The organism is Robertmurraya mangrovi, assembly GCF_034427655.1.
GTDB lineage: Bacteria > Bacillota > Bacilli > Bacillales > Cytobacillaceae > Robertmurraya_A > Robertmurraya_A mangrovi.
Genome location: NZ_JAXOFX010000005.1, coordinates 150725 through 165183, shown reverse-complemented (window position 1 = coordinate 165183; position 14459 = coordinate 150725). Strand labels below are relative to the sequence as shown.

General features: G+C 36.1%; 17 protein-coding genes and 2 riboswitches. All 17 genes read left to right on the top strand.

The features are described 5' to 3' along the window. Positions 1 to 132: 132 nt before the first annotated feature. The 17 genes from SM124_RS10390 to sufU all read left to right on the top strand — a co-directional run bounded on the left by SM124_RS10390 (position 133) and on the right by sufU (position 14419). Positions 133 to 489, top strand: a complete 357-nt coding sequence (locus SM124_RS10390) for an arsenate reductase family protein (protein ID WP_322446457.1) — start codon at positions 133 to 135, stop codon at positions 487 to 489. Positions 490 to 581: 92 nt separating this feature from the next. Continuing rightward, complete coding sequence (gcvH, locus tag SM124_RS10385; protein WP_322446456.1) at positions 582 to 965, top strand: glycine cleavage system protein GcvH; 384 nt, start codon at positions 582 to 584, stop codon at positions 963 to 965. Positions 966 to 1128: 163 nt separating this feature from the next. Beyond that, complete coding sequence (locus SM124_RS10380; RefSeq protein WP_322446455.1) at positions 1129 to 1368, top strand: YusG family protein; 240 nt, start codon at positions 1129 to 1131, stop codon at positions 1366 to 1368. A 205-nt stretch (positions 1369 to 1573) separates the two neighbouring features. Next, the gene (locus tag SM124_RS10375) at positions 1574 to 1930 is read left to right on the top strand and encodes a toprim domain-containing protein (RefSeq protein ID WP_322446454.1); all 357 of its coding nucleotides are present in this window, start codon (positions 1574 to 1576) and stop codon (positions 1928 to 1930) included. Between the two features lie 6 nt (positions 1931 to 1936). After that, complete coding sequence (locus tag SM124_RS10370) at positions 1937 to 2251, top strand: thioredoxin family protein (protein WP_322446453.1); 315 nt, start codon at positions 1937 to 1939, stop codon at positions 2249 to 2251. Positions 2252 to 2446: 195 nt separating this feature from the next. Beyond that, complete coding sequence (locus SM124_RS10365; RefSeq protein ID WP_322446452.1) at positions 2447 to 3715, top strand: MFS transporter; 1269 nt, start codon at positions 2447 to 2449, stop codon at positions 3713 to 3715. Positions 3716 to 4072: 357 nt separating this feature from the next. After that, the gene (locus SM124_RS10360; protein ID WP_322446451.1) at positions 4073 to 4414 is read left to right on the top strand and encodes a hypothetical protein; all 342 of its coding nucleotides are present in this window, start codon (positions 4073 to 4075) and stop codon (positions 4412 to 4414) included. Positions 4415 to 4515: 101 nt separating this feature from the next. Beyond that, positions 4516 to 4618, top strand: a riboswitch (SAM riboswitch). Positions 4619 to 4735: 117 nt separating this feature from the next. Further along, positions 4736 to 6052, top strand: a complete 1317-nt coding sequence (locus tag SM124_RS10355) for an O-acetylhomoserine aminocarboxypropyltransferase/cysteine synthase family protein (protein ID WP_322446450.1) — start codon at positions 4736 to 4738, stop codon at positions 6050 to 6052. A 197-nt stretch (positions 6053 to 6249) separates the two neighbouring features. Then, positions 6250 to 6362, top strand: a riboswitch (SAM riboswitch). 176 nt (positions 6363 to 6538) lie between these two features. Then, positions 6539 to 7564, top strand: coding sequence for a methionine ABC transporter ATP-binding protein (locus tag SM124_RS10350; RefSeq protein ID WP_322446449.1), 1026 nt, complete (start codon positions 6539 to 6541; stop codon positions 7562 to 7564). Next, positions 7557 to 8225 carry a methionine ABC transporter permease gene (locus tag SM124_RS10345; RefSeq protein WP_322446448.1) on the top strand — a complete coding sequence of 223 codons (669 nt, stop codon included), beginning with the start codon at positions 7557 to 7559 and terminating at the stop codon, positions 8223 to 8225. The genes SM124_RS10350 and SM124_RS10345 overlap by 8 nt, the downstream gene beginning before the upstream one ends. 13 nt (positions 8226 to 8238) lie before the next feature. Next, on the top strand, positions 8239 to 9084 hold the full coding sequence (locus tag SM124_RS10340) for a MetQ/NlpA family ABC transporter substrate-binding protein (protein ID WP_322446447.1): 846 nt from the start codon (positions 8239 to 8241) through the stop codon (positions 9082 to 9084). A 339-nt stretch (positions 9085 to 9423) separates the two neighbouring features. Continuing rightward, complete coding sequence (locus SM124_RS10335; RefSeq protein WP_322446446.1) at positions 9424 to 9795, top strand: carboxymuconolactone decarboxylase family protein; 372 nt, start codon at positions 9424 to 9426, stop codon at positions 9793 to 9795. Positions 9796 to 10058: 263 nt separating this feature from the next. After that, positions 10059 to 10199: a YuzK family famiily protein gene (locus SM124_RS10330; RefSeq protein ID WP_322446445.1), complete on the top strand. Its 141-nt coding sequence runs from the start codon at positions 10059 to 10061 to the stop codon at positions 10197 to 10199. A 453-nt stretch (positions 10200 to 10652) separates the two neighbouring features. Next, positions 10653 to 11432 (top strand): Fe-S cluster assembly ATPase SufC, encoded by a 780-nt coding sequence (gene sufC, locus SM124_RS10325; protein WP_322446444.1) that lies wholly within the window; start codon positions 10653 to 10655, stop codon positions 11430 to 11432. Positions 11433 to 11449: 17 nt separating this feature from the next. After that, entirely contained in the window at positions 11450 to 12760 is a 1311-nt protein-coding gene (gene sufD, locus SM124_RS10320) for a Fe-S cluster assembly protein SufD (RefSeq protein ID WP_322446443.1), read from the top strand. After that, on the top strand, positions 12760 to 13989 hold the full coding sequence (locus tag SM124_RS10315; RefSeq protein ID WP_322446442.1) for a cysteine desulfurase: 1230 nt from the start codon (positions 12760 to 12762) through the stop codon (positions 13987 to 13989). Before sufD ends, SM124_RS10315 begins: the two co-directional genes overlap by 1 nt. Next, positions 13979 to 14419 (top strand): Fe-S cluster assembly sulfur transfer protein SufU, encoded by a 441-nt coding sequence (gene sufU, locus SM124_RS10310; RefSeq protein WP_322446441.1) that lies wholly within the window; start codon positions 13979 to 13981, stop codon positions 14417 to 14419. Before SM124_RS10315 ends, sufU begins: the two co-directional genes overlap by 11 nt. The last annotated feature ends 40 nt before the right edge of the window (positions 14420 to 14459 follow it).

Sequence of the window (14459 nt, the reverse complement as noted above, 5' to 3'; positions counted from 1 at the left end):
GTCGAATCATAATATCGTGCTGATAGTTATGAAATTGCCTTGGGATATGTTACTATCTTTGTATCATGCATTATTCAGTTCATCTGCAAATTTTATACAAAAAAGGATATGCTAACATAGGATGGTGGAAGTATGCTTACATTTTATTGGTATCCAAAGTGTGGTACATGTCGCAATGCTAAAAAATGGCTAGACGAACATAACGTTTCGTATGATGCAGTACATATCGTGGAAAATCCTCCTTCAAAACAGGAGTTAGAAAAGCTTTATAAGCAGAGTGAATTGCCATTAAAGAAGTTCTTTAATACGAGTGGTCAGAAGTACCGTGAGTTAGGTTTAAAGGACAAGGTTAATTCAGCTTCTGAAGATGAATTATTAAATATTTTAGCTTCAGATGGAATGCTCATTAAGCGTCCATTACTAACAGATGGACAAAAACTAACGGTAGGTTTTAAAGAAGAGGAATATAAAAATACATGGCTTACATAAGGTTTAAGCTTTTCTTTTGTCATGTGTAAATAAGGAGATTGTATTTTTACGATCATATATTGAGTCTTTTAAGAAAAAATGGAGGGATAACAATGAATACACCAAAAGAATTACGTTATTCAGAAGAACATGAATGGGTAAAAGTTGAAGGAGAGAAAGTTCGAATCGGAATTACAGATTTTGCTCAATCAGAGTTAGGCGATATCGTTTTCGTTGAACTACCTGAAGTTGGGGATGAAGTAACAGTAAACGAGCCATTTGGTAGCGTTGAGTCTGTTAAAACGGTATCTGAACTTTATGCTCCTATAAGTGGTAAAGTTGTAGAAGTAAACGAAGACTTAAATGATAGCCCTGAGTTCGTTAACGAATCTCCATATGAAAAAGCTTGGATGATCGTTGTAGAATTAAGCAACCCTTCTGAAGTTGAAGAGTTAATGACTTCAGAACAATATGAAGAAATGATTAAAGAAGACTAATGACTATTGAGAGCGCCTACTTTTGGCGCTCTTTTTGTGTAGTAAGATGTTGAATACCTTTAATTACTATATTTTGAATAGAAAACGTGGGTAAACTAGATGATATAGCTTACTTATTTCGACAAAGGTCTGATAAATATAGGGTTGAAAGGGGAACCATACAATGACATTAAAACAGCAAAAAATAGATGTGACAGATAGAGTGGTAGGTAAATTAAAGAATGGAGAATTGGAACTTTATTTAGAAAATGAGCGAATCGGTAAAATGACATTACCAGAAGGATGTATGCTGGAACTTGAACACCACTTTGAAGGAAGCGGAAAAAGTATATATCAAAACGTTACCACGACTGATCAACCAGAGGCTAAGTATACAGACTGTGATCAGGGTGGCTGGTGTTAAATAAACAGCGGTCATCTTTCCGCTGTTTATTTTTTACTTGGCTTTTTCCTAAAAATTGTACGATTCAACTTCAAACATCTTAAAGAAAGCCTTTAATTGATATGATAATTATATTAAATGCTAGAAATGGGGTAGGAATTGAACACCATTAGCTCGAATAGTGAATAAAGTAAGGTAAACTACAACTCGTTCATAGGTGATCAAAATGAATGATTCGCAGGCGGAAAAAGTAATTATTGTTGAGGGTACATCAGATAAGAGGAAAGTTAAAAATATTGTAAAAGAAGAAGTAGAAATCATTTGTACGAACGGTACAATGGGTATATCTAAGCTAGATGATATGATTGATTCATTATATGGAAAAGATGTTTATATATTGGTGGATGCGGATGAAGCAGGAGAAAAGCTAAGAAAGCAGTTCAAAAGGGAATTCCCTGAGGCTGAGCATTTATATATCGATAAGATGTATAGAGAAGTTGCTAGTTCCCCTGAGCATCATCTGGCAACCGTTTTATTAAGTGCTAATATAGATGTTTACGCGCAGTATTTAGATAAAGGATGAAACTACATGCAAGAGTGGTCACACAAAGAGATAATGACCTATTTAGAAACAGAACATTTTTTTATACTCTACTTATACACCCCACTATGTGGAACATGTCAAGTAGCAGGTAAGATGATTGATATCACCTCGAAACTATTTCCTCAAATTAGATGGGGAAAGACAGATCTGAACTATATACCAGAGTTAGCCGAGAGCTGGTCTGTTGAAAGTGTACCTTGTTTAGTAATCGTAAAGAATAAGCAAATAAGAGAAAAGATTTATGCGGTTCAATCTGTCCCATTTTTATTTGAAAAAATTAAGCAACTGACAGGCTCTTGAGGAGTCTGTTTTTTATTATTTATAGGAATGTTTTAACCTGTCATAAAAGAAAATCCGTTGAAAACATCAGCAAATTTTTTATTTCAATTAGCCTCTTACTAAAATTTCAAAATACTTCCTTGAAAAGGATTTACATACTAATTTCAAAGGGGTATTATATTTAGGGATGCGAAATATCTAAGGGGCGAAATGAATATGGCGTTTTTTAACGAATGGTCAGCTCAGATAAAAAATTATAATAAGAATATCCGATTATCAATAATGGCCACGATTTTTATCCAGATTGGTTTTGGAATTTTCATGGTTATTTATAATTTCTACATTAGAGAATTAGGATTTACAGAACAAGTAAATGGTAAGGTCATTTCTATGACATCGTTAGCAACGGCTCTAATACTAATACCAGCTGGATTACTTAGTGATAAGATTGGCCGGAAAAAAGCTATGTTTTTTGGGGCAGGAGCTACAGCTTTTTTACTATTATTTAGAAGTTTAGTAGAGTTTGAAAGTCTCTTAATAACGTTTGCTTTTTTAACAGGAATAACGTCAGCGTTTCTTCAGGTTTCATCTATTCCGTGGCTTGCGGAGAATTCAAAACCGGAACAACGAGTACATTTATTTAGTATTCATTTTGCAGTAATGACAGGAGCCAATGTCATCGGGAACTTTGGCGGTGGAGTGATGACCGATATATTTTCCCTCTATTTTACTGAATTAATTAGTATTCGACTTACATTAGTAGTTGGAGTTTTTTTCTTTTTAGGTGGGCTCTTTCCGATATTAAAATTTAAAGAAACTCGAAATCAACAACAAATTAACATACAAAATGAACCTTTAATTAAAAAGATTAAAAACAATAGTGATAGTTTCAAAATTATTCTATTATTTGCTGTTGCTCAGCTCTTCATTGGGATTGGGGCTGGACTGGTCATTCCATATCTGAATTTATATTTTGCTGATCGTTTTTCAGCTTCAAATTCGGTAATTGGTATGATTATTTCCTTAGGTCAATCGGCAACAGCGGTAGCGATGATTATCGGACCAATGGTTGTTAGAAAGCTTGGAGAAGTAAAGGCAGTGGTATTCTTACAGTTAATGAGTTTGCCATTTTTACTTTTAACCGCTTATACAGAAAATCTTTGGTTAGCTGCAATTGGATTCTTATTTCGTCAAGCATTAATGAATGCAGGAAATCCTATTCAGATGAGTTTAATGATGTCAAAAGTGGATGATTCGATGAAGGGATTAGCTAACTCTGTAAATCAAATGGTTTTCAATCTCGGTTGGGCTTTCATGGGTCCTGTTTCTACAGGCATTGTTATAATGTACGGTCAGTATTGGGGATATGCACTCGTCTTCTCCATTACCGCATTCTTATATTTAATAGGCTCATTATATTTCTTTGCCGTTTTCAAAGGAATTAATAAGAAAGGTGCCACACCTTCGACAGTGAAGGCTGTGTAATTAACTACAAAATGACATATTTCTCGGGAAATGAAAGACAATGCTACTTTTTAGAGAGCATTGTCTTTCTTTGTTTCATTTTGTAAAAATCCCTCTATAGAATAGCTCTACCCACGTCTATGACATAGGTTATAGTAAACGAGCACCGTAAGGAAATAATCAAAATTAGGATTTAAGCCAGCATGTCGGTAAATTTCATGGTCGAATTAAGGAAGGTAAGTATTGAAATTGTCGAACAAAACTTAGAGGAGTGAGGGTGTTCTATAAGGAATATATGTAAAGAGCTTGTCTGTGAAAATTACGATTCTAACTAAAAAACAGATACAAAGGTATTTCTATTTTTGGGAGGTTGTCATTTTGTTGGATGTTTTACATACTCTAGTTTCGGAAGTAAATACAAGAGGGCATATCAGTACCTTTTTAAAAGGGGTTAACATATCCACTAAGATTAGCAACCAAGAAGATGTAATTTACTTAATAATAGAGGATGGACAAATTAAGTTAGATTCCATATCAAATACAGATATAATCGCAACCATATTAGGAGATAAACACTCAATTTACTCATTAATTACTGGGAAATTAAGACTAAGAGACGGGAAAAAAGAGGGTGTTTTAGAAGTAGAAGCTAATTTTAGGACGATACTTTATCTTGAAACACTGTTTATTCTATCAAAACCTTATTTGCAAGTTTCTTGAAATTTGTTTCAGAAAATTATAATTTAGTTGTTGACTGAGCTTAATTCATCGTGCTATTATCACTTTAAATCACTAAATATTCAAACTACAAACTAAATAGTTTCTTATCAAGAGAGGCGGAGGGACTGGCCCTACGAAGCCCGGCAACCGGTTATTAACACGGTGCTAATTCCAGCAGAGTAAGAATACTCTGGGAGATAAGGAGAGACGTATATTCGCCCCTCTTCTTATGAAGAGGGGCTTTTATCATTTAACCCTCCCAGTAAACGAATTTTGTTAAAACGGGCTTAAAATAAATGCCCCAAAAAAGGAGAGAGAGAAATGACAGAACAAAAAAAGAACTATCGTTTAGAAACTTTAGGAGTGCACGGTGGGTTATCGGCAGATCCTATTACTGGTGCTCGTGCGGTACCAATCTATCAAAACAATGCTTATCAATTTCAAAATACAGAGCATGCTGCTAACCTTTTCGGATTAAAAGAATCTGGATATATTTACTCTAGAATTCACAACCCAACAGTAACCGTATTCGAGGAAAGAGTAAGTTTACTTGAGGGCGGTGTGGGTGCACTAGCTGTGTCGAGTGGTATGGCAGCAATTACAACAGCCATATTAAACTTAGCTGAAGCTGGAGATGAGATTGTAGCATCTTCAAATCTTTATGGAGGAACTTACAATCTATTTACAGTTACCCTCCCAAAGTACGGAATTAAAGTAAACTTAGTGGATTCAACTGATCCAGAAGATTTTAAGGCAGCGATTACTGAAAAAACAAAGGCTGTGTTTGCTGAGACGATTGGAAATCCAAGTTTACGTGTACTAGATATTGAAAATGTGGCAAAAGTGGCTCACGAGGCTGGAGTACCTTTAATCGTCGATAATACTTTTGCTACACCATACTTATGTAGGCCGATTGAACATGGTGCCGATATTGTCATCCATTCAGCTACAAAGTGGTTATTAGGCAATGGAACAACACTTGGGGGAATTATAGTAGACGGAGGGAACTTCGATTGGAACTCACCTAAATTCCCTGGATTTACGCAACCAGACCCTAGCTATAACAACCTTGTATATAGCGAGGCATTAGGAAGTTTAGCGTACATAGTTAAGGCTCGAGTTCAATTACTAAGAGATTTAGGACCTTCACTAAGTGCACAGAATGCATTCCAGTTTACATTAGGATTAGAGACACTGCATGTAAGGATGAAGGAACATATAGCTAACACTAAACGTGTTGTTGAGTATTTAGAAGCTCACCCAGCTGTAAATTGGATTCTTTACCCTGGTCATGAAAAGCATCCTGATAAAGAATTGGCAGATAAATATTTATCAAAAGGCGCAGGTTCAGTTGTGGTCTTTGGTATAGCTGGTGGTAGAGAAGCAGGGGCTAAACTAATAAATAGCTTGCAGTTATGGGCTCATGTTGCCAATGTTGGGGATGCTAAAAGTCTAATCATTCATCCTGCTAGTACCACCCATCAGCAATTAGATTCTGAAGGCTTGAAGGCAGCTGGCGTTCCTGAAGATTTAATTCGTTTATCTATCGGAATTGAAAATGTTGAAGACCTAATAGAGGATTTGGAACAGGCAATCGAAGCGGCAACAGGAGTAAATTCATTAACGGCAAATGCCTAAAATCAAAATTTATATCAGCGAATAACAGACTAGTATAAATTATGACATCCAGTAATTTCTAGTCTGAATATTATTAAATAATACGTTGACACCCTATTATTAACGTGATACGATATCCCTCGTGAATAAGACTACTAAACTTGTTTAAAGTGTTAATATGATAAAGAATTAGTTTGAAAACTTTATAGACCGTTTTGCTCTTATCAAGAGAGGTGGAGGGATGTGCCCTATGAAGCCCGGCAACCGTCAATATTTCTAATGTTGAAATTGGTGCCAATTCACACAAAACTTAGGTTTTGGCAGATGAGAGAAAGGACATAAATCATTATGCCTTTCTGCTCTTTTGCAGAAAGGCATTTTTGTTTTCTTTAACTGTGTATGAATCACCATCATTAGGTAAGGATAACATTAACAAAACGGTCTGTTTAACCTATAAATCTCTGTAGTTTTATGCGAGCAATCGGATTAAAAGAGGGGTGAGCAATCGTGATATCGATAAAAAATGTGAAAAAAATTTATCCTTCCCAAAAAGGAAAAGTAACAGCCGTTGACGATGTAAGCATTGAAATTAAAGAAGGAGAAATCTTTGGTGTTATTGGTTATAGTGGTGCAGGGAAGAGTACATTAATCAGAATGCTAAATGGTCTTGAAATCCCTACAGAAGGATCTGTAGTTGTTGCTAATAAAAAAGTTTCTAACATTAAAGGCAGTGAGCTTAGAAAGGCTCGCCAAGAAATCAGTATGATATTTCAACACTTTAACTTATTATGGTCCAGAACGGTTAGAGAAAATATAGCCTTTCCGTTGGAGATTGCTGGTATACCAAAATCTCAAAGACAAAAACGAGTAGATGAACTAATCAATTTAGTTGGTTTGTCAGGCAGAGAAGATGCGTATCCCTCGCAGCTAAGTGGTGGACAAAAGCAACGTGTTGGAATCGCTCGTGCTCTTGCTAATAACCCAAAAGTTTTACTGTGTGATGAAGCTACGTCAGCTCTTGATCCACAAACAACGGACTCAATCCTAGAGTTATTAGTAGATATTAATAAAGAACTAGGATTAACGATTGTATTAATAACCCATGAGATGCACGTGATTAGAAAAATCTGTCACCGAGTTGCCGTAATGGAAGGTGGAAGAGTGGTTGAACTAGGACCTGTCCTAGATGTATTTAAAAATCCTCAACAAGACATTACAAAACGTTTCGTTCAGCAAGTAACGGAGCCAGAAGAAACGAAAGAAACCATTGATCATTTATTAGAGGCTTATCCACATGGAACGGTAATTCAATTAGGTTTTGTCGGAGAAGCAGCAGAACAGCCTCTTATTACAAATGTAATTAGAAATTATCAAGTTACGGTAAATATTTTACAAGGGAAAATTTCGCAAACTCAAAATGGTTCTTATGGGACACTCTTTATCCACTTAGATGGGGATAAAGAAGAGATTTCAAAGGCTATTGATTATATCCATTCACAGCAAGTGGGAGTGGAGGTGATGACAAGTGGTTGAAGAACTATTTCCAAATGTTAAATGGGAGAGAATGTGGGAAGCAACACTTCAAACATTATATATGTCAGCCATATCAGTAGTTGTAACTTTTATATTAGGAATCACATTAGGGTTACTATTGTTTTTAACAGCCAAAGGGAACATTTGGGAAAATGCAATTATTAATAAAATTATTAGTGCGATTGTTAATGTGTTTAGATCGATTCCTTTTATCATCCTAATTGTCCTTCTCATTCCTTTCACTAAGTTAATCATGGGATCCATAATTGGAGAGAATGCCGCATTACCAGCGTTAATTATCGGTTCTGCTCCATTCTATGCTCGTATGGTTGAAATTGGATTAAGAGAGATTGATAAAGGTGTAATTGAAGCAGCGAAATCAATGGGAGCAAAAACAAGTACAATTATCCTGAAGGTGCTTCTGCCAGAATCGATGCCGGCATTAGTCTCAGGTATCACAGTAACGGCTATTGCACTAGTTAGCTATACAGCTATGGCAGGGGTAATTGGAGCTGGTGGACTTGGTAACCTAGCATATCTCGAGGGGTTCCAAAGAAGTCGTAATGATGTAACGGTAATGGCTACTATTATCATTTTAATTATTGTATTTATCATCCAATACATTGGTGATGTTATAACAAACAAACTAGATAAGAGATAAGGAGAAAAACATAATGAAAAAATGGTTAACTGTTTTATTGTCACTTTCTTTAGCATTGGTACTTGCAGCATGTGGTACGGCTAAAGATGAAAATAATGCTTCAGGCGGTAATAACGAAGGTGAAACAACTGAATTAGTAGTAGGAGCTTCAAACGTTCCTCATGCTGAGATATTAGAAGAAGCAAAATCAATTCTAGCTGAACAAGGTGTAGATCTTAAAATTGAAACATTCCAAGACTATATCATTCCTAACCAAGCCCTAGAGTCAAAAGAACTTGATGCTAACTATTTCCAACACATTCCTTATTTAGAAGCTCAAATGGCTGAGCACGGTTACGATTTCGTAAATGCTGGTGGAATTCACATTGAGCCAATTGGTGTTTACTCAAAAAAATACAAAAGCTTAGATGAACTACCAGATGGAGCTACAATCATTATGAGCAGCTCGGTTGCTGACCACGGTCGTATTCTAACGATGCTTGAAAAAGAAGGCTTAATAAAATTAAATGCAGATGTAGAAAAAGTGAAAGCTACTGTTGATGATGTATTAGAAAATGCAAAGAACTTAAAGTTCCAAACAGAATATGAAGCGGCATTACTTCCACAAATCTACAACAACGATGAAGGCGATGCGGTACTAATCAACTCTAACTATGCAATCGATGCTGGTTTAAATCCTTTAGAGGACTCAATCGCAATTGAAGATAAAGAATCTCCATATGTAAACGTAATTGCTGTTCGTAAAGGCGACGAAACAAAAGAAGCTATTACAAAATTAGTAGAAGTATTACGTTCAAAAGAAATTCAAGACTTTATTTTAGAAAAATACAAAGGTGCAGTTGTACCGGTTACTGAATAATAGAGAAGGAAGGTTGACCTAAAAGGAGAAAATTCTTTTTAGGTCAGCCTTTTTCTTTTAATTGATTTATTCAAAATAGACCTATCGACAGAAAGGATATTCAGTTCTAGTACTTCGTAGGCGGAAAGCGAAGTGCCTGGAACGGAAATCAACAGACAAGGTTCAGTGTTATAAACAAGTCTTTTGTGAACTCAACCTGTAGCTTGACTAGAATAGATTACTTTTGTTTAAAACATACTAATTGTGATGATAGCGATCACTACATTTTCACATGTATTACATAGTAAGTGGTCGAGTTTACAAAAACAAAATTCACACTGAATGGAGCTGTAAATATTAATGGAACATCAATATGAAATAAGAAATTCAACTGAAGAAGCACTTCACGAATATAAAGCTGGGTTGGGTACCTTTACACAAAAAATGCCTGATATCGCTAGACATTATAATGCATTTACGGAAGCTTGTTTTAAAGAAGGATCTCTTTCACAAAAAGAAAAACATTTAATTGCTTTAGGAATCAGTATTTATGCTCAAGATGAGTATTGCATTATTTATCATGTAAAGGGTTGCATTGACCAAGGTGCATCTGAGGAAGAAATTTTAGAAGCCGTTGGTGTAACAGCAGCCTTTGGTGGGGGAGCAGCCATGAGTCAGGCTGTTACTTTAGTTCAAGAGGCTATGGAAGACCTAAATCAAATGAAACAATAACGAAGAGTTTAGTCCAATAAAGTGGAAAAAGCTCTAAATGGAAGGATTCATCCAGAATTCTATGTTAATAAGAGTTCACTCCTCCATATCCATTCTCAAGCGTTCATATGGGATATTATGATGTGTAATCGACTTTGAGTAGCGTGCTTAATGAATGTTACCATTAAATTGTTACCAAAAAGTCGTGTAAAGCGATAATATCGAAAGGATGAATCGTTATCAGTCATTTACAGCTGAATTATACGAGTGATATGGAGAAGGCTATGTATAGTGCACATGGGGTTGGTTATGAAACTTATTGCAGAAAACATGAGATTAGAATGAGGATAGAAAAAAGTAGGCAACAGGACTATTTAAAGAGTCAACGAATGATTGCTGATATCGGACGAAAGCTTCGAATTTAAATAATTATTATATATAGAAAGAACTAAGACCAGTGTTCAATGTGCACTGGTTATTTTTATTTCAAAAATCCCCCTGTTTTATCTATAGTCTAGTATAATAAAAGCTCCGCATACAAATGTTTATTAACATTTTTCTGAATAAGATTTTTTGATGCTTTTTTATATACCATTCTCAATTAGTTTTATGTACATAAAAAGATTTTTTAAGGAAAAAATAGGTTTGACTTGTTTAAACCAGAGGATGTCCGTTGTTTTAAATATTGAATAGAATACAGTTATAACAAGCGTTTGAGCGTTTTTAAGTAATTCTTAATAAAATAATTAACACTGCATAAGAGTTGCTATCACATTTCATTTGTTATAAGATTGTAATGATAATAAAATGAGAATAGAAAAGTTGGCAATAATAAGTCAATTGGATACAAACTTTCTTTCATTTACGGAGGTATAATAATGGCAGGATCGACTTTAACAATTAAAGATCTTCAAGTTGCAATTGAAGGTAAACAAATTTTAAAAGGTGTTAACCTTGAAGTTAAAGGTGGAGAAATTCACGCAATCATGGGACCTAACGGAACGGGTAAATCTACTTTATCTTCTGCAATCATGGGTCACCCTAAATATGAAGTAACAGGTGGAAGTATTTCGTTAGATAACGAAGATGTACTTGAGATGGAAGTAGATGAGCGCGCTCGTGCTGGTCTTTTCTTAGCTATGCAATATCCAAGCGAAATCAGCGGTGTGACAAATGCTGACTTCTTACGTTCAGCTGTTAACAGCCGTCTTGGAGAAGGAAATGAAGTTTCTTTAATGAAATTCATTCGTACAATGGATTCAAAAATGGATTTCTTAGAAATGGATCAAGATATGGCACAACGTTACTTAAATGAAGGTTTCTCTGGTGGAGAGAAGAAACGTAATGAGATTCTTCAATTAATGATGCTTGAGCCTAAAATTGCTATTCTTGATGAAATCGATTCTGGACTAGATATCGATGCATTAAAAGTAGTTTCAAAAGGGATCAATGAGATGCGCGGAGAAGACTTTGGTTGCTTAATCATCACTCACTATCAACGTCTTTTAAACTATATCACTCCTGACTTTGTCCACGTAATGATGCAAGGTCGTATTGTTAAATCTGGCGGACCTGAGCTTGCACAAAGATTAGAAGCTGAAGGATACGATTGGATTAAAAAAGAGCTTGGCATTGAAGACGAAACTGTTGGGCAATAAGCGTTAGGAGGATCAAGATGACGACTGAAACGAAACAACCATTTGATAAGGAGTATGTTAGCTCTTTTTCTAACGAGATGGGCGAACCAGCTTGGCTAACTGAACTCCGTTTAGAAGCGCTTTCTAATGTTGAATCATTACCGCTTCCTAAACCAGATAAAACAAAAATTGATAAATGGAATTTTACTCAATTTGAAAAGCATATTGTAAAAAGTGACGATTTTGCTTCTTTAAATGATTTACCAGAAGAAGTTAAATCTCTTATTGATATAGAAGCTACTGAGAAGAATTTATATATTCAAAGAAATAACCGTCCTACATTCCTTGCTGCTTCAAAAGAGCTTCAAGATAATGGGGTTATCTTTGTAGATATTTTTACAGCTGCTCGCGAGCATGGAGAATTACTACAAAAATACTTCATGAAAGACGGAGTTAAGCCAGATGAGCATAAGCTTACTGCTTTACATGCTGCACTTTTAAACGGTGGAGTATTCTTATACGTACCGAAAAATGTTGTGCTTTCAGAACCTATCCAAGCTGTATTTATTCATGATGACAAAGAAACGAATCTATTTAACCACGTATTAGTAGTGGCTGAGGATAACAGTGAAGTTACTTATGTTGAAAACTATATTTCAACAGTAGATTCAGCTGAAGGTATTTTTAATATTGTGACGGAAGTAATTGCAAATGCAAATACAAAAGTACAATATGGTGCGGTAGATACACTTGCAAAGGGAACTACAACTTATGTAAACCGTCGTGGAGTAGCTGGGAGAGATGCTCGTATTGAGTGGGCTCTTGGATTAATGAACGATGGCAATACGGTATCTGAAAATGTAACAAACCTAATGGGCGATGGATCTTTCGGAGATACAAAAACAGTTGTAGTAGGTCGCGGAGAGCAAACTCAAAACTTCACAACAAGTGTTGTGCATTTTGGAAAACGTTCTGAAGGTTATATCTTAAAACACGGTGTTATGAAAGATAGCGCTACTTCAATCTTTAATGGTATCGGTAAAATTGAACATGGTGCTTCTAAAGCGAATGCGGAGCAGGAGTCTCGTGTACTTATGCTAAGCGAAAAAGCTCGTGGAGATGCAAACCCAATTCTATTAATTGATGAAGATGATGTAACGGCAGGACACGCAGCATCAGTTGGACGTGTAGATCCACTTCAGCTTTATTACTTAATGAGCCGTGGTATTCCGCAAAAAGAAGCAGAACGTCTTGTTATTCATGGTTTCTTAGCTCCTGTTGTTAATGAACTACCAATTGAAGGAGTTAAAAAGCAGCTTGTTGAAGTGATTGAAAGGAAAGTAAGATAATGGATATCCGAGATATTCGTCAATACTTCCCTATTTTAGATCAGGAGGTAAACGGGAAACCTCTTGTTTACCTCGATAGCGCTGCTACTTCTCAGAAACCAGTCCAAGTAATTGAAACATTAGAGAAGTACTATCGTGAGTACAACTCAAATGTGCATCGAGGTGTTCACACTCTCGGTACAAGAGCAACGGATGGGTACGAAGGGGCTAGAGAAAAGGTTAGTAAGTTCATCAACGCGAAATCTTTTGAGGAAGTAGTCTTTACTAGAGGGGCAACTACCGCTCTTAATATGGTAGCTTCTAGTTATGGTAGAGACAATTTACGTGAAGGTGATGAGATTGTTATCTCATATATGGAGCACCACGCTAATATCATTCCTTGGCAACAAGTAGCGAAATTAACAGGTGCCACTCTAAAATATGTGCCTCTTCAGGAAGATGGTACGATTTCTTTAGATGATATGAGAGAGACCGTTACTACTAATACAAAGATTGTTTCTATTATGCAAGTTTCCAATGTTCTAGGAGTTATGAATCCTATTAAAGATATTGCTAAAATTGCACATGAACATGGAGCAATCATGGTTGTGGACGGTGCTCAAAGTGCTCCACACATGAAGATTGATGTTCAAGACTTAGATTGTGATTTCTTAGCTTTCTCAGGACATAAAATGTGTGGACCTACTGGAATTGGTGTTTTATATGGAAAGAAACAATACTTAGCCAACATGGAACCATTCGAATTTGGTGGGGAAATGATTGACTTTGTAGGGTTACAAGAGTCTACTTGGAAGGAGTTACCTTGGAAGTTTGAAGCGGGTACTCCCATCATCGCTGGTGCCATTGGGCTTGGTGCAGCAATCGACTTTTTAGAAGAAGTTGGGTTGTCTAACATTGAAGCTCATGAACATAAGCTTGCTGCTTATGCACTTGAGAGAATGAGCCAAATTGAAGGTATGACCATATATGGACCTAAAGATCCGAACAAACGTGCAGGACTAGTAACGTTTAATATTGATGACGTTCACCCGCACGATGTTGCAACGGTATTAGATGCTGAAGGAATTGCCGTTCGTGCAGGACATCACTGTGCACAGCCATTAATGAAGTGGTTAAAAGCTTCTGCTACGGCTCGTGCAAGTTTTTACCTGTACAATACGGAAGAAGATATTGATAAGCTTGTAGAAGGGCTTGTCAAAACAAAGGAGTATTTCAGCGATGTCTTCTAATAATTTAGATACACTTTACAGACAGGTAATTATGGATCATTATAAAAATCCTCGGAATAGAGGAATTTTAGATGAGAATAGTTTAACGATAAATATGAATAACCCAACTTGTGGGGACCGTATTCAATTAACATTGAAGCTAGACGAGGGAAAAGTAGTGGACGCCAAGTTTGAAGGTGAAGGATGCTCGATCTCAATGTCTTCTGCTTCCATGATGACTCAAGCCGTTAAAGGGAAAAATGTTGAGGAAGCTCTAAAGCTATCAAAGATTTTTTCTGAAATGATGCAAGGGAAAGAATACGAAGATGATATTGACTTAGGTGATATCGAAGCTCTTCAAGGTGTTTCAAAGTTTCCAGCTCGTATTAAGTGTGCAACGTTGGCTTGGAAGGCAATGGAGAAGGGTCTTAAGGAAGAAGAACAACAATAAGAAGGATACTAAGAGTCATTTGTATCCATAACGAATGGAG

Coding starts and splice junctions, on each gene's coding strand:
- SM124_RS10370 (WP_322446453.1), top strand. CDS start 1,937: ATGCAAGAGTGGTCACACAAAGAGATAATGACCTATTTAGAAACAGAA.
- SM124_RS10340 (WP_322446447.1), top strand. CDS start 8,239: ATGAAAAAATGGTTAACTGTTTTATTGTCACTTTCTTTAGCATTGGTA.
- gcvH (WP_322446456.1), top strand. CDS start 582: ATGAATACACCAAAAGAATTACGTTATTCAGAAGAACATGAATGGGTA.
- SM124_RS10380 (WP_322446455.1), top strand. CDS start 1,129: ATGACATTAAAACAGCAAAAAATAGATGTGACAGATAGAGTGGTAGGT.
- SM124_RS10330 (WP_322446445.1), top strand. CDS start 10,059: ATGTATAGTGCACATGGGGTTGGTTATGAAACTTATTGCAGAAAACAT.
- SM124_RS10315 (WP_322446442.1), top strand. CDS start 12,760: ATGGATATCCGAGATATTCGTCAATACTTCCCTATTTTAGATCAGGAG.
- SM124_RS10365 (WP_322446452.1), top strand. CDS start 2,447: ATGGCGTTTTTTAACGAATGGTCAGCTCAGATAAAAAATTATAATAAG.
- sufD (WP_322446443.1), top strand. CDS start 11,450: ATGACGACTGAAACGAAACAACCATTTGATAAGGAGTATGTTAGCTCT.
- SM124_RS10390 (WP_322446457.1), top strand. CDS start 133: ATGCTTACATTTTATTGGTATCCAAAGTGTGGTACATGTCGCAATGCT.
- sufU (WP_322446441.1), top strand. CDS start 13,979: ATGTCTTCTAATAATTTAGATACACTTTACAGACAGGTAATTATGGAT.
- SM124_RS10355 (WP_322446450.1), top strand. CDS start 4,736: ATGACAGAACAAAAAAAGAACTATCGTTTAGAAACTTTAGGAGTGCAC.
- SM124_RS10375 (WP_322446454.1), top strand. CDS start 1,574: ATGAATGATTCGCAGGCGGAAAAAGTAATTATTGTTGAGGGTACATCA.
- sufC (WP_322446444.1), top strand. CDS start 10,653: ATGGCAGGATCGACTTTAACAATTAAAGATCTTCAAGTTGCAATTGAA.
- SM124_RS10335 (WP_322446446.1), top strand. CDS start 9,424: ATGGAACATCAATATGAAATAAGAAATTCAACTGAAGAAGCACTTCAC.